This is a genomic window from Acinetobacter sp. A1 (assembly GCF_012371315.1).
GTDB lineage: Bacteria > Pseudomonadota > Gammaproteobacteria > Pseudomonadales > Moraxellaceae > Acinetobacter.
Genome location: NZ_JAAZQY010000001.1, coordinates 48,493 through 69,182 on the forward strand (window position 1 = coordinate 48,493; position 20,690 = coordinate 69,182).

The window sequence follows — 20,690 nt, forward strand, 5'->3', positions numbered from 1 at the left end:
TAGCTCAGCTGGATAGAGCACTTGGCTACGAACTAAGGGGTCGGGAGTTCGAATCTCTCTGAGCGCACCAACTTGAACAATCAACCGCTTTATTGCGGTTTTTTTGTGCCTGAAATTTGGTGAATATTGGTATATGCATTTACCCGAAGCCAAGCCAGTACAATAGTTGTTTTACGGTAAAATTCTTTTGATTCGTCCAATATCTGTGCATTTGATTGCAAAATGATGAATTAATACTTAACAGCCAGAAAAAAACACGTATAATGCACCCCATCAAGTCGTCGCGCTCATAGCTCAGCTGGATAGAGCACTTGGCTACGAACTAAGGGGTCGGGAGTTCGAATCTCTCTGAGCGCACCAACTTGAAATAAAAAACCGCACTTTTGATGCGGTTTTTTTGTGTCTGAAATTTTTAAACTTTTCTATAAAAATGAATCTTTCTGTTTACTTATTATCTTAATTTTTGCTGTACTTTCAAAGCATATACGGTATTGCCACCTAATGCGGGTAAAACGTCATGATAGGGCATACTGCGCATGGCGCGTAATAAAAACGGTGCCTGATCATGAATCTTCATACTGCTGGTAATATGAAATAAGGTGCCATCTGACTGGGGGAGTAAGCGCATGCTACCTTTTACTAACTTTAAGTCACCGCCATTGGCACTGAAGTGGTTTTGCAGCGCATCAGGTTGGTAAAAACGCATTTTGAAATTAAACGGAATTTGAATGACCCCTAAACCTACCGAGACTTTATAGTTGGCATCTATGTTTTGGGGATTGACTGGATGTAGCTCGACTTTTTTGATCTGCCGAGGAAAAAGTTGCTGGGTCGCTTCAGCCATTAACCACGGTTGTAATTTTTCAACTGGATTTGGAAAATATTGATAGGTACTGCTGAATCTTAAATTCTCTGACGCTGCTCCATCTTTTACCTGATGATTCGGCAATAAAAAGCTGACAGGTTGACCTGATTTTTGACTGAGTTGAGCAATTTTCTGTAGCTGTTGAGCATTGAATTTCATCTGCGGAACTTGGGTTGCCAGTGCTGTAGCATGTTTATTTTTAAAACGTTGTTGCAGTGCTTCTAGCAGAAAGGCATTGGTGCTCGGAGGAATGCCAAGTTTGGCCTCAGGTAATGCATTCAGAATTTTGCTGAATAAAAAGCCTTTAGGTTGATTCAGGTCACCCCATTGCGTGACTGTCACCAGCGTTTTATGTGGGCCTAGTGCAAACCATTCCAACTTTCCAGCACCATAAGGAATTGGAGCATCAATAATCAAGCTGCTGATACTGTTGTTAGCTTGGTGATGCTGCATTACCACACTTTCTTTAAAATTCAGGACTGGAATTGGGGTAGGGATATGAATTTGATATTTAACCTGCTGGATCGAACCTTGTTGCTCCAGTACCTTGGCCGATTTTAATGTCGGAAATAGCCCCACATAATTGGGATAATGTTGCAATAATTTTTCGACTTGCGCTTCAGCCACAGGTAGCACGACAGCAGCACTGTAATATTGGGCCTTGCTGGCCGCATTATTGTTTAAAGTGGGGAGTTGGGTGTAACGTGTCGGATGGGCATAAATCAAAATCCGCTCGCCAGTCAGCTCTGCCAGTTGCTGAGCATTGCCTGAATAAGCACTGAGACTACTTGGGACTTCGGCATTCCAGGGAATAATCTTGGCCAGTGCTGTAGCAGATGTTCCTAAAAGTACACCAATGAGCATACATTGCTTTAATTTTTTCATTCAACATCCTGTTGCGTATTTTTTGTTTTAATTGCTGTTTATTTAAAACCAAATACACTCATTTCCAAAGCAAAGTTATGTAATTGATGCCACAGCTCATAAGGTGGGCGATATTTTGGTATAGTATTGGGCAAGATTTTATTTTTAATGTGATGCTATGACTGAGTCAGCACCAACTTTATCGACCCGTTATTTTCTGACTTTAGAAGAATCTCAAGATGGGTTTGCGCTTGCCACTTTTGGTAAAAAACAATTTACCCGATTTATTACCCCATTTATTAGTGTGGCGATTATCGCTTGGGGCTTTTATTTAGGTTTAGATGGTGTAGGTCGTTACTACATTGCACTTGGTGCTTTCTTTTTGCTGTTACAAATTTTAATGCGCTACTGGTTTTTACCGATGATGTTTAAGCGTCAGTTTGTGAAATACCAATTTGGTAAAAGCGAGCAAGGTATTGATTTATTTCAGGACTATGCCGAACTGTATGCCAATGGCCGTAAACAAGTATTTCATTATAACGAAGTGCAAAATTTTGCTGTGGGTAAACTGACCTATATGCTGGAATTGAAAAACCGTACTGTGGTGATTGTACCGAAACGTGCATTTAATCAGGCCGCAGAGCAAACCATGTTTGAAAATACTTTTAAAAAGTAAGTTTTAATTTTTCCTATTTGTAAATATCAGAGGATGACCATGAGTACACGTCCATCTAAAATTGTCTGTGTCGGTCGCAGTTATGCAGACCATGCCAAAGAATTAGGTAATGCTGTACCTGATCGTCCTGTGTTATTTATTAAGCCACCAAGCAGCTTACGCAGTTTAAATGATGGTATTTCTTGGAATAAAGTCTGGGGCAATTGCCATTATGAGTGTGAACTGAGTTTACGTATTGATCAGCCATTAAATGCAGACACAGATCCTGCCAAAGTATTGGATGCTGTAAGTGCAGTGACTTTGGGCTTGGATTTAACTTTGCGTGAATTGCAGGATGAACTTAAGAAAAAAGGACAGCCGTGGGAACGAGCCAAAGCGTTTGACGGTTCTTGTGTGTTGGCAGATTGGGTGGATGTATCGGAAATTCAGGACTGGAAAAACGTGCAATATTGTTTGGACATTAATGATGAATTACGTCAGCAAGGCGATACCAGTTTATTGATTTTTGATATTGCGGCATTGTTGGCAGATATTAGCCAAGTATTTAGTTTAGAACCTGGTGATGTGGTAATGACTGGTACACCTGCAGGGGTGGCAGCATTACAGTCGGGCGATCAGTTGAAGATGACCTTACAAGGACGTACTCAGGCATTTGTCTGGACGACTTTTGTAAAATAAATAGTGGTGTAAACGGTGATGTCATCAAAAGATGAGTATCACCGTTTTGTACTTGCTTTTAAATCCAATGGTTATACTTTCAGTAAATGCTGAAATTTACTGCGTAATTTATTCAGTTTCGGTGGAATGGAAAAATTGCAGTAGCCCTGATTTGGATTTTTGGCAAAGAAATTCTGATGATAGTCTTCTGCAGGGTAAAATTCAGGTGCTGCACTGAGTTCAGTCACAACATTCACACCTTCAGCTTGTAAGGCTGCAATCATCTCGGCGGCAGCTTGTTGCTGTGTAGCATCTAAATAATAAATCACAGAGCGGTATTGTGTGCCGACATCATTGCCCTGACGGTTTAATGTGGTTGGGTCGTGTGTGGCAAAAAACACCTCAAGTAATTGTGAATAGCTGATCTGCTGCTCATCAAAATCAATCAAAATGACTTCTGCATGTCCGCTGTCACCACGGCAAATATCATCATAGCTTGGGTTTAATGTCTGCCCACCAGCATAGCCATTGGTGACCTTCTCTACACCTTGCAGTTGTAAAAACACGGCTTCAACACACCAAAAACATCCGCCACCAAACAATGCTTGTTGCATGATTTTGTCCTTATATTTTATGAATGAGTCGTGTGAAGCCCGTTGATTTATCAACGGGCTTAAGCTTTAACGGGCAGCAGTTGCTGTGGCAAACTGAATCAGTAAATTTCCATGACGGTCTAGCAATTTCAGGGTTTTGCCATAAACCTGATAATGCGTCACTTTATTTAGAGCTTCATGAAATTTTTGATCCAGATTATTATTGTTTAGACAAGCCATTCGTGTAGTTGCCAACTGACCGAGTTGTATGGTGTCACGTCCTGCGACATAGCTACCACTTAAACGATTACAGCTGTCTGAACCCGTAACGCTTTGTGTTGCTGCATTAAATTGTAACTGCGGTAAATTCTGAGTTGCTGTGCTGCTGAGCATGGTGTTGCCCAATTGTGTTGCAGTCCAAGTGCGCTGAGCTAAGTTGGCCTGATTGATTGCCGTGATTTGGCTGGCGCTGGTTTGGGTTGGCATATTTTCACATCCAGAGAAGAGTATGACTGAAGCAAATATTGCGATACCAAAAGATTTTTTGAACATGGGATGCTCACTTATTTTTAGGAAATTGTTGCTATCTAAACAAATTATGCATGATTGCTCTAGTTGAATTTGTAGCTTTGCTGCAATTTTGTTGAGGATACTTTGCGTTTTTATGGTTGTGCTGATGTTAGCAGAACCAAATGACCAAAATAGGTCAAGGCAGCACTTTGTTTTGATAGGTTGGGTGCGAGTAAGGCGTGCTGATTTTTGCTGAGGAATCGAGCTGTACCCCTTGTCGAATGAGCGCGGAAAAGTCTTGGCTGTGGATATCTTTTAAGTTTTCCACACGTGGGTTAATGTGGGCACGTTGATACCAAGTTTGCATATCCCAACGATGATCCAGCGCATGCAAATCATATAAATAATTAGGTAAATAGCCTGAAGCAAACAGACGGTAATCGGCAGGGAAACGCTTTTGGGATACTGCCTGAATCATATCAAACAACAGTGTGGTGCAATTACTGGTCAAAGTATTGTACCAATGTGGCTTAGCTGCTAAAGCATCGGCTTTACGCAGATATTCCTGAAACAAAGCCTGAGCTTCTTGAGGATTCATCTGAATTGGGAAAAAGTAAACTTGCTCACCCCGAATATTACTGCGGGTATAGATAATATCTTTTTCATCGGCAGCGACCAGACTGAGTTCATACTGTCGGAAAAAGCCACCAATTGCAGAAAACTCTTCGTGTTTTTCTTTACGAATTTCAATGGAAAACGTTAGTGGCGCTTGATCTGAAAAGTCGAAGCTGACGAGGGTGTGTGCAATTTTAGGCCCCATCCAATATGAAGTGATGATATTCACCCCAGTAATCTGTTTGAGATTAAATTGGCGGGTTTCCCAGTGTTCGGTATAGCTGCCATCGGCATGCCAGTCAAAATTACGGACATTGTGCAGCGTGACCTGATCTTGTACTTGTTCATAACGCAGCATACGTGCGACTTCAGGGTTCCAGTCACGATCTTGTTTAGCATCCATCCCAAAATACCAGAACAGCCCCAAAGCAAAACCCAATAGATAAACCAGAATATCTTGATTGCGGCTCAGCAAATGTTGAGTGATATAAATGCCCAAAATGCTGAGCGTAAAGGCCAGCCAAGTTCCAATCAGCACACGGCTCATCAGCCAACCCAAAGGCTGATGAATCCATAAGGCCATACTCAGCCAAATAGAAGAAAGAATGACACCTAAACTGAAGATGAAATGCAGCATCCGCCATTCCTGAGACAAGTTAAATTCCGTTTAAGTCATCATAATCAAAGATTGCCAAGGCTGTCAGCATTATTTTTGGTAGCGGGCAAACTCAAAGGCAATGCCTGATTTTTCATCGACATGCTGTTCAGAGGCTACTTTTTTAAACTCGGCTGGAATGGCCGGATAATACGCATCACCCTGAACATCTAGTTCAATATGAGTCAGTTCTAGACGGTCAGCGATTGGCATGGTTTGGCTAAAAATTTCACCACCGCCAATAATAAATAGCGTATTTGGCTTTTCTGAGACTTGCACATCGGCAACGGCTTGCTGCAACGCATCTTCAATACTGTTTGCCACTTTTGTGCCTTCAAAAGCCCAGTTTGGGTCACGGGTGATCACCCAATTAACACGTTTAGGTAGAGTGCGTCCCATCGACTCCAAGGTTTTACGCCCCATAACTACCACACCACCTTGGGTGATTTCTTTGAAGTGTTTGAGGTCTGCCGAAATATGCCACGGCAATTGGTTGCCCTGACCAATGCAGCGCTGTTGATCCATCGCCACCACGTGTACAACTTCTAAATTTTGAAATGACATAAATTTGGCTCGTATTTTCTGGGTCTGCAATGCGTCTTTTCGGACGTGAAAGCAGGGCTTTTTTAATGTTGAATGAACAGTTGATTAGACGGCTACGGGTGCTTTAATTGCAGCGTGTGATTCATAGCCTACAATTTCAATATCTTCAAATTTAAAATCGAAAATATCTTTAACTTCAGGATTCAATTTTAACTGACATAAAGCCATTGGCTCACGACTGAGCTGTAACTGTGCCTGTTCAAAGTGGTTGGTATATAAATGGGTATCGCCACCTGTCCAGACAAAATCTCCCACTTCTAAATCACAGACTTGTGCAATCATGTGGGTCAGCAAAGCATAGCTGGCAATATTAAAGGGTACACCTAAAAATACATCGGCACTGCGTTGATACAACTGACATGAAAGTTTGCCGTTGTGTACAAAAAACTGGAACAGGGTATGACAAGGAGGTAACGCCACTTGTCCTGCTTCTTGCGGGTTCCAGCCCGACACAATCAAACGACGTGAATTTGGATTGGTTTTAATTTCATTGATTAACCATGCAATTTGGTCAAAACCATCTTGCTCATACAAACCATCAGCTTTTTGAGTGGCACCAAAGTTACGCCATTGATGTCCATACACAGGGCCAAGTTCACCTTCAGGACGACCAAAGCGTGCAGTTTGTTCTGCAGTAGACCATTCATCCCAAATGCTGACTTTATGTTCTTGTAGGTATTTGACGTTGGTATCACCTTTTAAAAACCATAACAATTCAATCACGATAGAACGGAAATGCACTTTTTTGGTGGTGAGCAGGGGAAAGCCTTGCGCTAGGTCAAATCGCATTTGATGCCCAAACACTGAACGCGTGCCAGTTCCAGTACGGTCGCCTTTATCGCCACCATGGTCAAGAATATGTTGGAGTAGGTCTAAATACTGGCGCATAGCGTTCTCTGGTCAAGCAAAAGTGAATATTTTGTGGGCTGGGCCATTCTAGGCTCAATAAATCAGAAAGAATAATAGCAGAGTTTTTAAAGTTGTGACTTTATTGTGTGTCGGAAGCTTGATGTTGATGCAGCAAAGACAACGGTGAAAACAGACAAATGGCCAAAGCGGTAAAGCCAATGCCTTGTGCACCTGAAATTAAGATTTCGCCATGTTGGATTTGCATAAAAATCAATGCGAGTAACAAAGCCAGTGGAATCCAAGTCAAAACACGTGCAATCCAGCCTGTTGGATGGTGCTGAGTAAAATGAATTTTACAGTAACGGCAAATCAGGAAAACAAGACCTGCTGCCAGAAACATTAAAATTGCATCGAATTGGAGTGGTTGTAGGGTGTATAGGCCTGCGGTAACTAGGGCAATGATAATCAGCAGGGCAATTTTCTTTAGCACTGTAACCTGAGGGTTAAACCAAAATTCCAGCATTTGAGTTCTTCAATTGTGTTCAATGAGCATTCAGAATTTGCACTGTAGCATAAAAAAAGGCGAAGATTGACTTCGCCTGAATAGATCAAATACGCAGTGCAGGGCTGCTTAGCTGTTCTTCTGCGGTCCCCAATCATAAATTTTCTTTTGATAGGCATACCACATCATCCACATGCCCACCAAAATCATTGGTAAGCTCAGGAATTGACCTTTACTCATCCATGCAATAAAGAGCTGACCGTGATCTGGCTCTCGGAAAAACTCGACTACAAAGCGTGCTAAGCCATAACCTATTAGGAATAGGGCAGAGACTGCCATACGTGGACGCGGTTTGGCGCTGAACCACCACAGCAGAATAAACAGCAGCAGCCCTTCAAATAGCGCCTGATACACCTGCGATGGATGCCGTACCAGCTGCAATGGATCGGTCGGGAAAATCATGCCCAGTGCAAAGTTCGGATCACTGACCGGACGGCCATATAACTCGCCACCAATAAAGTTGCCGATACGTCCAAACATGAGCCCGGTCGGGACACAGGGTGCAATAAAGTCCAGGGTTTGGAACCAGGTCATCTGGTATTTTTTACACCAGAACAGCATAGCCAGCATGACCCCAAGGAAGCCACCATGGAAACTCATGCCCCCGGTCCAGACCTGAAACAGCCACACCGGATTGGCCAGAAACTGCTCAAAGCCATAAAAGAACACATAACCGACGCGGCCGCCAATGACCACACCCAGCGCGCCGTAAAAGATCAGATCCGAAACCATGTCCGGTGTCCAGCCACGTTGTTTGGCGCGATAAGTGGCCAGACCCCAGGCAAATAAAAAGGCCAGTAAATACATTAGTCCATACCAGTGGACTTGTAAGGGACCCAGCGATATCGCCACCGGATCAATATTTGGATAGGTCAGCATTCCTGTTCCTTGTCATTCTGTTTTGCACAGATTTTAGCTGAATAAGATGAAAAATGTTGTACATTCAATGTGTAAAGATAGCGAGCAGGAAATTATGTGTATTGTGGCCTTTGCCTGGCAGGTTCTGGATGAGCTGCCTTTATGTTTAATTTCAAACCGTGATGAGTTTTATCAGCGTCCAACTGCGGCGTTGCATGCCTGGGAAAATAGCCCGATTTATGCCGGACAGGACTTGCAGTCGGGTGGCACCTGGATGGGCGTGACCGCCAGCGGCCGCTGGGCCATTGTTACCAATTTTCGTAATGGACAGGATCAGCACAATTATCCGACCTCACGCGGGCATCTGATTCAGGATTTTCTGGAATCTGAATTAAGTCCAATTCGCTTTGCGCAAGCCTTGGAGCCGCGCCAGTGCGATTATGCCGGCTTTAATTTATTTGTCGGCGACCGGGAACAGGCGGTGTATATGAGCAACCGAGGGGAGGCGCCGCAAGTGCTGGCCAAAGGGGTATATGTGGTGTCCAATGGCTTAATGGGCGAGCATTGGGAAAAAACCGGCCATTTGCGTAAACGCTTTACCCAAGAATTTTTACCGATGTTACAGCAAGCCCGGATGCCAGAAGCAGATCTGCAGCATGCTGCCTGGGATATTTTGGAAGATGAACGCAAGGTGATTGCAGATTTATTGCCAGAAACCGGCATTTCTGTCGAGCTGGAAGAGTTATTGTCGTCGACCTTTATTCAGAGTCCGGCGTATGGTACACGCTGTTCCAATATTTTAAGATTCAATGGTCAGCAATGGCACTGGTTAGAGAAAAGCCAGCAGGGTGAAACCGCCGGGCAGATCGTGGAGCTGAATATTCCACTACAGAAATAAAAAATACCGGCATCAAGCCGGTATTTTTGTGAAAGAGAGGATTATCCTGCAATCGCTTTACCATCAGTACGAGTGATGACCACTGTTGCAGAACGAGGGCGTGCAGTTTTGTTATTGATATCCGTTTGAGTTGCTGGCCAATGGCTTGTTGGTGCATCAAAACGTGGTGAATCTTCGCCTGGGTGCTGAACGTTAATGAAGATTGCTTTGTAGTCAGGTGTCATGGTCACGCCGGTGATTTCACATTCTTTTGGTCCAACCAGGAAGCGACGCAGGTTTTCATCCGTTACTTGAGCACCTGCAATAGTGGCTTGGCCGTTTACTGTAGTTACAGACTGACCATCACCGACCTGACCAGGTAATGCAGCAAGCATCATACAGTTAGTGACATCAGTATATGCACCATCATCGGTTTGAATCCAAAGCACACCACGTGGATCAAACCACATACCATCCGGGCTCGAGAAGTCATTGGCATCGGTCAAGCCTGAAAGGTTGATGTTCGCATCCATTTGAGCTTCTGCACCAAACAGATAAATATCCCACTCAAACGTTGTTGCAGCAGTGCTTTCTTCTTTAAAGCGAATAATGTGGCCGTTGACGTTCCCTTTACCCCCTTCAGGGTCTGAATAGTTACGTGGGTTAGCTGCATTTACTGGTTGTTCCGGATTATTACCACGGTTAGAGTTGTTGGTTAAAGTTACATAAACTTCACCATTTTCAGGATTCACAGCAACCCATTCTGGACGGTCCATTTTAGTTGCACCGACAGAGTCTGCAGCAAGGCGAGCAAAAGTCAGGACATCTGCTTGAGAGCTAAATGGATAAAGGGTATTGTCTTGTGTCAAACCATTTTTACCAAATGCCAGTTCAATCCATTCGCCCTGACCTGAAGCATCAAATTTGGCAACATAGAATTTCCCTGTATTCATATACTTGTCGCCAGCAGCATAACCGCCGTTGACATCTTTAGGGTCCCACACTGCATCTGATACGAATTTATAGATGTATTCACCACGAGAGTCATCGCCCATATAGAAGGCAAACTGCTGTCCTTCAATTGCACGGCTTGCACGGCAATCTTCATGCGCAAAACGACCTAAAGCAGTACGTTTTACCGGGTTTGCACTATTATCAAATGGGTCAATTTCAACAATCCAGCCAAAGGTATTTGGTGCATTACGATAGTCTTCAGTCGCAGATGCTTTGGTTACGTTAGCTGACCAGCGATCATACATATCTTGTGATTCAACACCAGCCTGAGCAGTTTCCCATGCATAACGTGAAGATTTATCTAAATAAACAATACGGCCTTGTTCGTCGAGTTCCGGCACTTTTTGTTTTTGTGCATCGAGAACATAAACAATGTTATTTTTCTCATCACGTTTAATTGAACCATCTGCATTTTTTTCAGTTTGATATGAAATATCTAAGCCTAAGCCATAACGTTTGAGTGCAGTTTTCTCTGCTTCGCTACGGTCTGCGTATTGGTCTGTGCCTGAACGTTGGAAATAACCAATAAAGTTTTCTTCGGCAGTTAAATAAGTGCCCCATGGTGTATAACCATTACCACAGTTATTTTGTGTACCACGTGTTTGGCGACCGGCAGGAGAGAACGCTGTACGCAGTAATGGAGAATTTGGATTGACCGCTGGACCTGCAAAATCCATTACTGTTGAAGCTGTAATACGACGGTTAAATGGTGATGATTTAACAATTTCTACCGCTTGAGTTTCGGTATTTTTCTTAATGTGTACCACAGAAACACCGTGAGCATTCACTTCGCGGATAACTTCATCTTCTGGACGACGGCCATTTACTTTGGTTGGACCTTCTGGGTGCAAGAAGGTTTGGTTAATATATTCATGGTTTAAAACCAGTAAGCCATGATCAGATGCGTTTGCATCATAGCGCCCCGTTTTGGTACTCAAGCCAAAATAACTCATACCATCGTGGCAGTCACCAGAACGGAACTGGAAACTTGGACCTAATGGAACATTTTTGTCTGCATTCCAATCGCTAAAAGCAGGGTGAATCGAGTCACCTAAAGCATATAATACAGTTGCCTGATAGCCTTCTGGAACGGTCACAATATCATTTAAGTTTTTATCAACAGCTGTGAAAGAAAGTGACTCCGGTTTGCTGTTTGGATCTTCCTGGTCAGCTGGTGGAGTAACACTGTTGTCATCATCGTCATCACTACATGCAGACAGTGAAGATGCTAAAGCTAAAGCAGCTGCACCACTTGCAGTTCTTTTAATTAAACTGCGGCGACTGATACGTTGTTCTAAAATGTCACGAAAGTGTGTATTGTCTGAAGTGTTGTTATCTAACTCTTGATCTTCATTGTAAGGCATATAGTCAGTCATTTTTTTCCTAGCAAATTCGCTTGGTGGTTTAAAAGTTATATGTAAATTAGTGGCTAAACATGACGTAAAGGTTAAGCTTATATGTCAAACTGGTTAAATTCACCAAACCGTAAATGGTTGCCATAAAAAAAGAAGCAACAAGTGCTTCTTTTTTAAATTCATGAGCTTATATTATTTCTGGTTGACTCGACGCTTCTCAATCAGCTTGCCTGCAAATAAGCCTAGTTCGAATAACATCCACATTGGAATGGCCAGCATAATCATCGACAGCGCATCCGGTGGGGTCACAAACATCGAAACAAAGAAACAGCCAACAATAATAAAGCGGCGTTTCTCGACCAGCTGCTGGGTACTGACCACACCAATTAAAATCAGCAATAGGGTAATAATCGGAATTTCAAAGGTAAATCCGAACACCAAAAACAGCTTCAAACAAAAAGTCAGATAGCTATTAATATCAGTCATCGGGGCAACTGTTTCCGGTGACACACTGATGAAAAAGTGCAGAATTGATGGCAGTGCAATAAAGTAAGCAAATGAAATCCCAATATAGAACAGGGCAATGCTGCTTATGAGCAACGGCAATGCCAGACTTTTTTCTTTTTCATATAATGCCGGTTTTACGAAAGCCCACAGCTGATAAATAATAAATGGCATCGCAATCATCAACGCCACAAAAAAATTCAGCTTAAACGGTGCCATAAAGGTGGCCGTGACATCGGTAGCAATCATGGTCGATGAGGTCGGCAACTGCGCACGCAGCGGTTCAGATAAAATCTGATAGGTGCGATTGGCAAAAGGCAATAAGCAGAAAAACAGCGCAATAACCAGGCCCACAATTTTAAATAGATGCTTACGCAGCACCATCAGGTGCTTGGTAATTGGCATTTCTTCTAATGCAGGTTGCTCAGACTTCACTGCCAAATGAGGAAGCTGAGTAGAATTGGGCTGACTCATACCGCGACCTTCATTTCAGTATATGTTGTTGTATTTTGAATGGGTGAGATAGATGCTGATGCTGTCCGCACTGGCGCTTTAGGGATGCGCACCATGCACTGTTTTTCTGTATTTTCAACAGGTTGATAAAACTGTTCTTGTAAGTTGTTTAAAGATGCCTGTTTTGAGTCTGTCGATGTTTTTGCATCATCAAAGATTTTTTCATTTTTCATTTCAGACATCTGAGCCTGCATTTTTGCCTCAAGCTCTTGAATACGTGCCATTTCTTGCTGCATTTGTTCACGTAATTCAGATAAACGCAATTCACGGTCGATGTCGTTTTGAACATTGCTGACCATACGTTTTATTTTGCCATACCACTTTCCAACAAAACGCGCAGCTTCTGGAAGTTTCTCAGGACCCAGCACCAATAATGCAATGATGCCGAAAATCAGCAGTTCCGTCATTCCAATATTGAGCATAATCTCAAACCCTCAGCCTTAGTGTTTTACTGTCGAATTGACATCACTGCTGTTGGCCTGATGTTCGATGGTACGAGGTTCTTTGAGTTGAGCTGTTTCAGCTTCATCGTCTTTAATTGATTTTTTAAAATCTTTGACTGCACCACCGACATCTTTACCTAAGTTTTTCAGTTTAGATGTACCAAATAATAAAATGACCACAATTGCAAAAATCAGCACGTGCCAAATAGATAATCCTGCCATGATTTAGACCTCTCATTAGTTGAGCCTATCTCAACAGGTCTGTATGACAATGCGGTGACGAATGTGTTGCGATTTAAAGACAGGGGATTAAAGAATATAAATTTGGAAAAAAGAAACAGCCTGTACATGACCGCAGGCTGTTGTATTTGAACAATTAAGATTTGACTTAGCAGTTGTTACGGTAATTCAGCTTGTAGGCTATCTTTAAACAGCTGCATGGCCTGACCACGATGACTGATTTTATTTTTTTCTGCTTTCGACATTTCAGCACTCGATACACCTAATTCAGGCAACCAAAACAGTGGGTCATAGCCAAAACCATTTTCGCCACGGGTTTCTGCTAAAATTTCTCCTTTCCAAATCCCCTGAAATATTTTAGGGAGTGGGTCATCGGCATGTTCAACCAAGGCTAAAACACAGACAAACATGCCTTCAATGGCTTCACCCTCTTGACGTAGTGGTTTGAGTTTATTGAGCAGTTTTTCATTGTTGGCTGCATCATTGCCATGTTCGCCTGCAAAACGTGCAGAGTAAATCCCCGGTGCGCCGCCTAAAATAGGCACACACAAACCAGAGTCATCGGCAATCGCGGGCTTTCCTGAAATTTTTGCGGCATGGCGCGCTTTTAAAATAGCATTTTCAACAAAGCTCAAACCATCTTCAACCGCATCTTCAATATTTAGTTGACCCTGCGGAATCACTTGCACAGGCAAGTCTAATTGCGCAAGCAGGGTTTCAAATTCTGCAATTTTTCCCTTATTGTTGCTTGCTAAAACCAAAGTACCTTGAGCGCGCCAATCAGTTGCAGCCATAATTCAGATCTTAATTCAAAATAATATTGGATATTTTAACGGATTTTGCAGACTTAAAAGTTTAATCTCGCATAGATTTGTTTTCATACATGCTAATAATATTTAGGTTGCAAAAAGTAGGGAATCATGATGAGCAAAATTTCAGAGATCTACCATTATTCGAGTCAGCACCGTGCATTACTGCAGCAAAGTGAGTGTTGTGGCTGTTTTTGCTGTCTGGAAACTTTTGCTTATAGCGAAATTGAAGATTGGTGTGATGATGAGCAAACTGCAATGTGTCCGCATTGTGGTATAGATGCGGTATTGGGTTCTGCTACAGTAGAAGAGTTCAGCCCTGAATTGCTACAGGCCATGCAGGCGGTTTATTTCGGATAAAACAAAAAGCACCCGAAGGTGCATGAAGTTAATTTAAGCGAGATTAAATTTATTGTGCTTGAATCCATTTGTCAGCGCGGTCACGTGCTTGACGAATTTGTTCTTGGGTCAAGTTCGCTGCCAATGCAGTTTTCTTACCTTCAGACAAAGAAATCACTTTGTTATCGAGCATGCCATCACGGGTAGATAATTCATACCACTGATATGCGCCCATATAGTTTTTCTTTTGTTCTTCCATCATGGCAAGGTTAAAGCTTGCGCGGTTGTCGCCGCGGCTGGCTGCTTTTTCAAAATATTGACGTGCCAAGACTTCGTCTTTTTTCGTGCCAATGCCATCTGCCAACATACGGCCTACATTCAATTGCGCTGCAGATAAACCTTGATCTGCCGCAGCTTTGTACCAAGCAAACGCTTGACGGCTGTCTTGCTGTACGTCTTTACCTTGTTGATATTTAGTCGCTAAGTAAAATTGTGCGCCTGCTTGACCTGCTTTGGCTGCTTTCGTTAAGCCGTTAATATCCATCACAGAATATTGTGCTGCTTGGCTTGCTACAGACGATGGTGGAACATAATCTGCATGGGCTTGAATGCTCAACAGTCCAACCAATAGCGTGGTGCTTAATAATAGTTTTTTCATAGAGCGCTCACTCGATAAATTGCGACTTCACCAAACAAATTAGGCAGATGCTTACTGAGTAAACTATCTTGTTGATTCCCATTCACGGCAAGTCGGTTAATGATGCGAATATTATTTTCGGCACAAAGTGCCTCAAAATCACGAAACGTACATAAATGAATATTTGGGGTGTTGTACCACATATAAGGTAATGCGTCTGAAACAGGCATTTTTCCTTTTAAGGCGAGAAAAGAGCGAGTCTTCCAATGCGCAAAGTTTGGAAAGGTAATAATTGCCTGTTTAGCCACACGCACCATATCTCTTAATAATACGTCAGGTGCATCTACTGCTTGCAAGGCTTGTGCCATGACCACATAGTCAAAAGACTGGTCGGCAAAGCGGCTAAGCCCCAAATTCAAGTCTTGTTGGATGATATTTAACCCGCGACTGATCGCAATTGCAATCTTTTCTTGATCAATTTCTAATCCGTATGCACGAATATTATGCTGTTTGCTCATGTGAGCCAACAGTTCGCCATCGCCACAACCTAAATCGAGTACTTTAGAATTCGGTTTAATCCACTTTTCGGCAAGTTGCTGATCAAGACGCATTACACGGCCTCCTGTGGGGTTGCTTGAAGATGTTCTGTTCCACCCAAGAATGCACGCATGGCTTTCACGTATAGTGGAATTGGGAACAAGAACGAATCGTGTCCTTGTTCGGCATCAATATCTAAATAGCTGACAGGCTTATGATTGCTAATTAAGGCATCCACAATTTCCTGCGAACGCTCAGGGCTAAAACGCCAGTCGGTGGTAAAAGACACCACTAAAAACTTGCATTTTGTGTTCGCCATGGCTTTTTGTAAGGATTGTTCGTATTCACGTGCAGGATCAAAATAATCCAGTGCCTTAGTCATAATTAAATAGGTATTGGCATCAAAATTACGGCTAAATTGTTCGCCCTGATAGCGTAAATAGCTTTCGACCTGAAACTCGACATCAAAGCCATACATAAACTTGCCAGATTTTAAGTCACGACCAAATTTCTGTTTCATGGCTTCTTCAGACAAATAAGTGATGTGTCCAACCATGCGCGCCAAAATCAATCCACGTTTTGGGTAGCTGTCGTGTTCTAAATAACGGCCGTGATGAAAATCTGGGTCAGATAAAATTGACTGACGCGCGACTTCGTTAAAGGCAATATTTTGTGCAGACAATTTAGGTGCACTGGCAATGATCACACATTTTTTAAGACGATCAGGATAATCAACCGACCATTGCAAAGCCTGCATGCCACCCAAAGAGCCGCCAATAATTGAATACCAGACTTCAATCCCTAAACGGTCAGATAGCATGGCTTGGGTTTTGACCCAATCGCGCACAGTGACCAATGGAAAATCTGGGCCATAAGGGCGGTTGTCATTTTCAGGGTTTGGCGATGTTGGGCCAGTCGAGCCGTTACATCCGCCAATATTATTTAAGGCCACCACAAAAAAGTGGTTGGTATCAATGGCTTTTCCCGGGCCAATACAGGCATCCCACCAGCCTGCTTTTTTATCGTCGGCATGATGATAACCTGCAGCATGATGATGTCCTGACAACGCATGACAGATCAGAATTGCATTGGATTTTTCGGCATTAAGCGTGCCGTAGGTTTCGACCATCAGTTCGAAGCGGGGTAGAACACGGCCACATTCGAGCTCTAGGGGTTCTTCAAATTGGAACTTTTCTGGAACAACAATGCCTACTGAGTCAGCTGGAAAAGACACGGGAATAATTCGCCTTAAATCCTGAGGATGAATAAACAAAAGGATACCACTTGGGGTATCCTTTTCAAAATGCTTTTATGCGTTTGCAGCGCTTTAAACTGCGGCAGCAACCACTTGATCCGTGCTTAATACGCCTTGTTCAATCAAGCGATTCGTGCAAGCAATGATCGCATCAATTGATGAGGTCACAATGTTGTCATGTACCCCTGCACCAAAGGCAGATTTACCTGTACCTTTCACTTGCAATTCAATTAAAGCCAACGCTTTTGCATGTGCGCCCGAGCTAATGCTGCGCTCTTCATAGTTCAAGACATCAATTGGCAATTGCAATGCATTCAAAATTGCTGAAATTGGACCATTGCCTTCGCCACGCAAGTGCTGCGTTTCGCCGTTTACCACAACATCTAGTTCAATGACTTGATTGCCATTTTCATCAGACAATTTGTAGTTTTGCGTTGCATATTGCGCATCTTTTACCGCAACGTAAGTTTCTTTAAACAAGTTCCAGATTTCGCTTGCGCTAATTTCTGTACCTTGTTCATCGGTACGTTGTTGCACAATTTGCGAGAATTCGATTTGTAAACGACGCGGCAAAGTCACGTTGTAGTTCGATTCTAACAAGTAAGCAATACCGCCTTTACCCGATTGTGAGTTGACACGAATCACTGCGTCATAGTCACGACCTAAATCTTTCGGGTCAATTGGTAAGTAAGGCATATCCCAAATTTCTTCGTTTTTCTGGAACTCAAAACCTTTCTTAATTGCGTCTTGGTGTGAACCAGAGAATGCAGTAAAGACTAAGTCACCTGCGTACGGATGACGAGGGTGTACTGGCAAGCCTGTGCATTCTTCAACTGTTGCAATAATTTCGTTGATGTTTGAGAAATCCAACTCTGGTGCAACACCTTGGGTGTACATGTTCAACGCAATCGCAGCAACGTCTACGTTACCTGTGCGCTCACCGTTACCAAATACACAACCTTCTACACGGTCTGCACCCGCCATGATTGCCAATTCAGAAGCAGCGATACCACAACCACGGTCATTGTGACAGTGTACTGAAATGATCACGCCATCACGACGCTCAATGTTACGGTGCATCCATTCAACTTGGTCTGCATACACGTTTGGTGTAGACACTTCCACTGTTGCAGGCAAGTTTAAAATCACTTTATTGGTTGGCGATGCTTCCCAAATTTCAGTTACCGCATCACAAACATCTTTTGCGACTTCTAATTCAGTTGCAGTAAAACATTCTGGGCTGTACTGGAATACCCACTCAGTTTCAGGTTGCTTCGCTGCGTATTCTTTTACTTTGGTTGCAGCGTTGATGGCCAATTGTTTGGCACCCGCAACATCTACATTCAAGACTTTTTGGCGGAAGGTAGGCGAGTTGGCATTATAAATATGCACAATTGCACGTTTTGCACCTTGTAAAGATTCAAAAGTACGTGCGATTAAATGGTCACGTGCTTGTACCAATACTTCAATATACACGTCATCTGGAATATGACCTTCTTCAATCAATTTACGCGTGAAATCGAAGTCAACTTGAGATGCCGATGGGAAACCAATTTCGATGTGTTTAAAACCAATTTTCACAAGCATTTGGAACATTTTGAATTTTTGTTCAATGTTCATTGGCTCAAAGATCGCTTGGTTACCGTCACGTAGGTCGGTACTCATCCAGATTGGCGCTTTGGTAATTTCGTTATTTGGCCATTGGCGGTCTGGTAAGTCGACACGCTGGTACATACGACGGTATTTTTTGCTTGGATCTGCCAACATCATGTGAAAACTCCTTGAATAGTAGCGGTTGCATCGGTCGTGGATAACGGCAACTTACTATAAATATAGATTGTGTCTATTCTATCAATTTACAAGTTGTTTTCAGGAGACTATCGCTAAAAGTCGAATCATGGCACTTGTAAACCAATATCTGTATGCTAATGGATTTGCAAGGGTAATAATTCCCTGTTTTTTACAAATATAGCCATAGCTGTGAAAATTTTTTCTGTTATTTGTTTTATTTCTGATAAATATAACTGTTGTTAATCTGTTCAATGCTGCTTGTTCCCATAAGTGCCATGCTCACTTCAAATTCTTCTTTTAAGAGCTTGATGCTATGTGCTGCCCCTAGTGCACCAGCAACTGCCAAGCCATAAATATATGGCCGTCCAATTAATACTGCATTTGCCCCTAAGGCCAATGCCTTAAAAATATCTGTGCCACGACGGATACCGCTGTCCAATAGAATGGGAAAATCGTGCGGTAAAATTTTTCGCATCGTGCTTAAAACTTGAATTGGACTGACCGTGGTATCTAAAACTCGACCACCATGATTAGATACAATAATCCCTTGTACGCCGTATTGATACGCCTGTTGTGCATCGGCAGGGTGTAAAATACCTTTGAGTAAAATAGGGAGTGGGCTGTGTTGGACTAGCCAAGCAATATCTTCCCATGTGGCGGCTTGCTGCATTAAGCCATCAAATAAAGCATGCTGATTGTCTTTAAGAGGTATTGTACTCACGGGATGATGATGCACTGCCCGAATATGTGCAGGTAACTGAAAATAAGCACGACGTTCACGATCTCGAATGCCCATGTGGGGTGTATCTACAGTCAGAACAATGGCTTGATAAGCATAGTGCTGGGCTTGTAATACCAAATCTAAAGAAGTTTCGCGACTGCCTTGCCAATATAGCTGAAACCATTTTGGCGCAGAAGATACCTGATCAAGCGTTGCCATTGAGGTGGTACTTAAATGACTGAGAATCATGGGCGCTTGCATAGCGGAAGCTGCTTGTGCTGTGGCAATTTCCCCCTGCGGATGAAACAGTTGTTGATAAGCCACGGGGGCTAAAAAAATCGGGTGTGGATAGTGTTTGCCTAAAAGTTGAATCTGCGTATTGGCATCTTTAAAAGAATTTAAGTGACGTGGCAATAATTGAATATTGGCAAAAGCAGCTCGGTTATTGTTTAGACTGTATTCATCGCCCGCAGCGCCTTCTAAATTGGCCCATGTGGCTGCATTTAAATGTAGTTGCGCCTGTTTTTGATAGTCTGCAATGGTTTGTAAATGTGGGGGAATATGGTTTAAGGCTGCCAATGGTGCGGTATTCATAATTGACTCCATTGACGAATCAAGTTGTGATAATGCGCAGTCAGGGACAATACTTCTGCCGTATCTCCAAGTTGTTGACGTAATTGCAGAATGGTCATGTCTAAATTGAACAACATACTGCGCTGCCAGTCATCTTTCACCATACTTTGACACCAAGTAAATGCCGCAATTCTTTGGCCTACTGTTACTGGTTCAACCCGATGTAAACTGGTCGCAGGATACACAATCGCATCGCCCGCACTGAGTTTAACTTCATGACTTCCATAGTTGTCTTCAATAATCAGTTCACCTCCCTGATATTCTTCAGGTTCACTTAAAAATAAAGTCATAGAAACATCAGTACGAATCGGACGTTGTGCCTGCGCACAATATTGCACCGCACTATCGACATGATTGCCATAAGTTCCTGTGTTTTGATAACAATTGAACATCGGCTGAAGCATATGCAGCGGCAAGGCAAATGACTGCAATAAAGCCTGTTGTTTGAGAGCGCTGAGTATTTCTTGCGCCAGTACTGCATAACTCGGATGTTTGGGATCAAACTGCAAATTTTGTTTAATTTTTTGTGCTTGCGCGCCTGCGCTGAATTGGCCATTTTGCCAAGCCGATGCACTGTCTAACTCAGCCCGAATTTGCTGGACTTGCACTTTACTGAGTACGTTAGGAATGTGAAGCATCATATTGATTCTTCCTGTGAAAGTTATAATTCAAAAAATTGAATACTCGACATTATGGTTCAGCAGTAAAAGTTCGA

Annotated in this window: 23 protein-coding genes and 1 tRNA gene; 5 read left to right on the forward strand and 19 right to left on the reverse strand. The window is 42.8% G+C overall.

All coding sequences use genetic code 11. The features are described from left to right. Positions 1–283: 283 nt before the first annotated feature. Positions 284–360, forward strand: a tRNA-Arg gene (locus HHA41_RS00300). A 91-nt stretch (positions 361–451) separates the two neighbouring features. On the opposite strand, the gene HHA41_RS00305 is transcribed toward HHA41_RS00300, so the two are convergent. After that, positions 452–1,750, reverse strand: a complete 1,299-nt coding sequence (locus HHA41_RS00305) for an SRPBCC family protein (protein WP_168418760.1) — start codon at positions 1,748–1,750, stop codon at positions 452–454. Positions 1,751–1,907: 157 nt separating this feature from the next. On the opposite strand from HHA41_RS00305, the gene HHA41_RS00310 reads away from it, so the two are divergent. Together HHA41_RS00310 and HHA41_RS00315 are read left to right on the forward strand one after the other, a co-directional pair. Further along, complete coding sequence (locus tag HHA41_RS00310; RefSeq protein WP_168418759.1) at positions 1,908–2,405, forward strand: YcxB family protein; 498 nt, start codon at positions 1,908–1,910, stop codon at positions 2,403–2,405. A gap of 39 nt (positions 2,406–2,444) precedes the next feature. Continuing rightward, positions 2,445–3,083 carry a fumarylacetoacetate hydrolase family protein gene (locus HHA41_RS00315; RefSeq protein WP_168459982.1) on the forward strand — a complete coding sequence of 213 codons (639 nt, stop codon included), beginning with the start codon at positions 2,445–2,447 and terminating at the stop codon, positions 3,081–3,083. Between the two features lie 71 nt (positions 3,084–3,154). Here HHA41_RS00315 and msrA read toward each other — a convergent pair whose 3' ends face one another. The 7 genes from msrA to lgt all read right to left on the reverse strand — a co-directional run bounded on the left by msrA (position 3,155) and on the right by lgt (position 8,328). Beyond that, positions 3,155–3,676, reverse strand: coding sequence for a peptide-methionine (S)-S-oxide reductase MsrA (gene msrA, locus HHA41_RS00320; RefSeq protein WP_168459983.1), 522 nt, complete (start codon positions 3,674–3,676; stop codon positions 3,155–3,157). A gap of 66 nt (positions 3,677–3,742) precedes the next feature. Further along, the gene (locus HHA41_RS00325) at positions 3,743–4,207 is read right to left on the reverse strand and encodes an META domain-containing protein (RefSeq protein ID WP_168459984.1); all 465 of its coding nucleotides are present in this window, start codon (positions 4,205–4,207) and stop codon (positions 3,743–3,745) included. Between the two features lie 154 nt (positions 4,208–4,361). Next, positions 4,362–5,417, reverse strand: coding sequence for a DUF4105 domain-containing protein (locus HHA41_RS00330; RefSeq protein WP_168459985.1), 1,056 nt, complete (start codon positions 5,415–5,417; stop codon positions 4,362–4,364). Positions 5,418–5,486: 69 nt separating this feature from the next. Then, positions 5,487–5,999 carry a dihydrofolate reductase gene (locus HHA41_RS00335; RefSeq protein ID WP_168418754.1) on the reverse strand — a complete coding sequence of 171 codons (513 nt, stop codon included), beginning with the start codon at positions 5,997–5,999 and terminating at the stop codon, positions 5,487–5,489. 84 nt (positions 6,000–6,083) lie between these two features. Next, entirely contained in the window at positions 6,084–6,926 is an 843-nt protein-coding gene (gene thyA, locus HHA41_RS00340; RefSeq protein WP_168459986.1) for a thymidylate synthase, read from the reverse strand. A gap of 100 nt (positions 6,927–7,026) precedes the next feature. Further along, a complete protein-coding gene (locus HHA41_RS00345; protein ID WP_168417882.1) occupies positions 7,027–7,410 on the reverse strand; it encodes an AzlD domain-containing protein in 384 nt (127 codons plus the stop codon). 108 nt (positions 7,411–7,518) lie between these two features. Continuing rightward, positions 7,519–8,328 (reverse strand): prolipoprotein diacylglyceryl transferase, encoded by an 810-nt coding sequence (lgt, locus tag HHA41_RS00350; RefSeq protein ID WP_168459987.1) that lies wholly within the window; start codon positions 8,326–8,328, stop codon positions 7,519–7,521. Positions 8,329–8,422: 94 nt separating this feature from the next. On the opposite strand from lgt, the gene HHA41_RS00355 reads away from it, so the two are divergent. Beyond that, a complete protein-coding gene (locus HHA41_RS00355; RefSeq protein ID WP_168460045.1) occupies positions 8,423–9,205 on the forward strand; it encodes an NRDE family protein in 783 nt (260 codons plus the stop codon). Positions 9,206–9,246: 41 nt separating this feature from the next. On the opposite strand, the gene HHA41_RS00360 is transcribed toward HHA41_RS00355, so the two are convergent. The 5 genes from HHA41_RS00360 to rdgB form a co-directional block, all read right to left on the reverse strand. Then, a complete protein-coding gene (locus HHA41_RS00360; protein WP_016658553.1) occupies positions 9,247–11,574 on the reverse strand; it encodes a PhoX family phosphatase in 2,328 nt (775 codons plus the stop codon). Positions 11,575–11,745: 171 nt separating this feature from the next. Further along, positions 11,746–12,531 carry a twin-arginine translocase subunit TatC gene (gene tatC, locus HHA41_RS00365; protein ID WP_168459988.1) on the reverse strand — a complete coding sequence of 262 codons (786 nt, stop codon included), beginning with the start codon at positions 12,529–12,531 and terminating at the stop codon, positions 11,746–11,748. After that, positions 12,528–12,992: a Sec-independent protein translocase protein TatB gene (gene tatB, locus HHA41_RS00370; protein ID WP_168459989.1), complete on the reverse strand. Its 465-nt coding sequence runs from the start codon at positions 12,990–12,992 to the stop codon at positions 12,528–12,530. Before tatB ends, tatC begins: the two co-directional genes overlap by 4 nt. A gap of 18 nt (positions 12,993–13,010) precedes the next feature. Further along, entirely contained in the window at positions 13,011–13,235 is a 225-nt protein-coding gene (tatA, locus tag HHA41_RS00375; RefSeq protein ID WP_104852566.1) for a Sec-independent protein translocase subunit TatA, read from the reverse strand. A 176-nt stretch (positions 13,236–13,411) separates the two neighbouring features. Beyond that, on the reverse strand, positions 13,412–14,047 hold the full coding sequence (gene rdgB / locus HHA41_RS00380) for an RdgB/HAM1 family non-canonical purine NTP pyrophosphatase (protein WP_168459990.1): 636 nt from the start codon (positions 14,045–14,047) through the stop codon (positions 13,412–13,414). A gap of 126 nt (positions 14,048–14,173) precedes the next feature. Between rdgB and HHA41_RS00385 the strand changes: the two genes are divergently transcribed. Beyond that, complete coding sequence (locus tag HHA41_RS00385; RefSeq protein WP_168459991.1) at positions 14,174–14,422, forward strand: cytoplasmic protein; 249 nt, start codon at positions 14,174–14,176, stop codon at positions 14,420–14,422. A gap of 49 nt (positions 14,423–14,471) precedes the next feature. Here HHA41_RS00385 and HHA41_RS00390 read toward each other — a convergent pair whose 3' ends face one another. The 6 genes from HHA41_RS00390 to HHA41_RS00415 form a co-directional block, all read right to left on the reverse strand. Then, positions 14,472–15,059, reverse strand: coding sequence for a tetratricopeptide repeat protein (locus tag HHA41_RS00390; RefSeq protein ID WP_104852563.1), 588 nt, complete (start codon positions 15,057–15,059; stop codon positions 14,472–14,474). Continuing rightward, positions 15,056–15,649 (reverse strand): methionine biosynthesis protein MetW, encoded by a 594-nt coding sequence (gene metW / locus HHA41_RS00395; protein WP_104852562.1) that lies wholly within the window; start codon positions 15,647–15,649, stop codon positions 15,056–15,058. The genes HHA41_RS00390 and metW overlap by 4 nt, the downstream gene beginning before the upstream one ends. Next, on the reverse strand, positions 15,649–16,809 hold the full coding sequence (locus tag HHA41_RS00400) for a homoserine O-acetyltransferase (RefSeq protein ID WP_168417888.1): 1,161 nt from the start codon (positions 16,807–16,809) through the stop codon (positions 15,649–15,651). The genes metW and HHA41_RS00400 overlap by 1 nt, the downstream gene beginning before the upstream one ends. Before the next feature lie 93 nt (positions 16,810–16,902). After that, entirely contained in the window at positions 16,903–18,600 is a 1,698-nt protein-coding gene (leuA, locus tag HHA41_RS00405) for a 2-isopropylmalate synthase (protein WP_104852560.1), read from the reverse strand. A gap of 235 nt (positions 18,601–18,835) precedes the next feature. Then, a complete protein-coding gene (locus HHA41_RS00410) occupies positions 18,836–19,936 on the reverse strand; it encodes an alpha-hydroxy acid oxidase (RefSeq protein ID WP_168459992.1) in 1,101 nt (366 codons plus the stop codon). Next, positions 19,933–20,616 (reverse strand): Fe2+-dependent dioxygenase, encoded by a 684-nt coding sequence (locus HHA41_RS00415; protein ID WP_168459993.1) that lies wholly within the window; start codon positions 20,614–20,616, stop codon positions 19,933–19,935. The genes HHA41_RS00410 and HHA41_RS00415 overlap by 4 nt, the downstream gene beginning before the upstream one ends. Between the last annotated feature and the right edge of the window lie 74 nt (positions 20,617–20,690).

What these genes read in the sequence shown, in the direction of transcription:
- tatA (WP_104852566.1), bottom strand. Translation starts at nt 13,235, where the DNA reads ATGGCAGGATTATCTATTTGGCACGTGCTGATTTTTGCAATTGTGGTC.
- HHA41_RS00310 (WP_168418759.1), top strand. Translation starts at nt 1,908, where the DNA reads ATGACTGAGTCAGCACCAACTTTATCGACCCGTTATTTTCTGACTTTA.
- HHA41_RS00410 (WP_168459992.1), bottom strand. Translation starts at nt 19,936, where the DNA reads ATGAATACCGCACCATTGGCAGCCTTAAACCATATTCCCCCACATTTA.
- msrA (WP_168459983.1), bottom strand. Translation starts at nt 3,676, where the DNA reads ATGCAACAAGCATTGTTTGGTGGCGGATGTTTTTGGTGTGTTGAAGCC.
- leuA (WP_104852560.1), bottom strand. Translation starts at nt 18,600, where the DNA reads ATGATGTTGGCAGATCCAAGCAAAAAATACCGTCGTATGTACCAGCGT.
- HHA41_RS00385 (WP_168459991.1), top strand. Translation starts at nt 14,174, where the DNA reads ATGATGAGCAAAATTTCAGAGATCTACCATTATTCGAGTCAGCACCGT.
- HHA41_RS00335 (WP_168418754.1), bottom strand. Translation starts at nt 5,999, where the DNA reads ATGTCATTTCAAAATTTAGAAGTTGTACACGTGGTGGCGATGGATCAA.
- HHA41_RS00325 (WP_168459984.1), bottom strand. Translation starts at nt 4,207, where the DNA reads ATGTTCAAAAAATCTTTTGGTATCGCAATATTTGCTTCAGTCATACTC.
- HHA41_RS00345 (WP_168417882.1), bottom strand. Translation starts at nt 7,410, where the DNA reads ATGCTGGAATTTTGGTTTAACCCTCAGGTTACAGTGCTAAAGAAAATT.
- HHA41_RS00415 (WP_168459993.1), bottom strand. Translation starts at nt 20,616, where the DNA reads ATGATGCTTCACATTCCTAACGTACTCAGTAAAGTGCAAGTCCAGCAA.
- thyA (WP_168459986.1), bottom strand. Translation starts at nt 6,926, where the DNA reads ATGCGCCAGTATTTAGACCTACTCCAACATATTCTTGACCATGGTGGC.
- HHA41_RS00390 (WP_104852563.1), bottom strand. Translation starts at nt 15,059, where the DNA reads ATGAAAAAACTATTATTAAGCACCACGCTATTGGTTGGACTGTTGAGC.
- lgt (WP_168459987.1), bottom strand. Translation starts at nt 8,328, where the DNA reads ATGCTGACCTATCCAAATATTGATCCGGTGGCGATATCGCTGGGTCCC.
- metW (WP_104852562.1), bottom strand. Translation starts at nt 15,649, where the DNA reads ATGCGTCTTGATCAGCAACTTGCCGAAAAGTGGATTAAACCGAATTCT.
- HHA41_RS00305 (WP_168418760.1), bottom strand. Translation starts at nt 1,750, where the DNA reads ATGAAAAAATTAAAGCAATGTATGCTCATTGGTGTACTTTTAGGAACA.
- rdgB (WP_168459990.1), bottom strand. Translation starts at nt 14,047, where the DNA reads ATGGCTGCAACTGATTGGCGCGCTCAAGGTACTTTGGTTTTAGCAAGC.
- HHA41_RS00355 (WP_168460045.1), top strand. Translation starts at nt 8,423, where the DNA reads ATGTGTATTGTGGCCTTTGCCTGGCAGGTTCTGGATGAGCTGCCTTTA.
- tatB (WP_168459989.1), bottom strand. Translation starts at nt 12,992, where the DNA reads ATGCTCAATATTGGAATGACGGAACTGCTGATTTTCGGCATCATTGCA.
- HHA41_RS00360 (WP_016658553.1), bottom strand. Translation starts at nt 11,574, where the DNA reads ATGACTGACTATATGCCTTACAATGAAGATCAAGAGTTAGATAACAAC.
- HHA41_RS00315 (WP_168459982.1), top strand. Translation starts at nt 2,445, where the DNA reads ATGAGTACACGTCCATCTAAAATTGTCTGTGTCGGTCGCAGTTATGCA.
- tatC (WP_168459988.1), bottom strand. Translation starts at nt 12,531, where the DNA reads ATGAGTCAGCCCAATTCTACTCAGCTTCCTCATTTGGCAGTGAAGTCT.
- HHA41_RS00330 (WP_168459985.1), bottom strand. Translation starts at nt 5,417, where the DNA reads ATGCTGCATTTCATCTTCAGTTTAGGTGTCATTCTTTCTTCTATTTGG.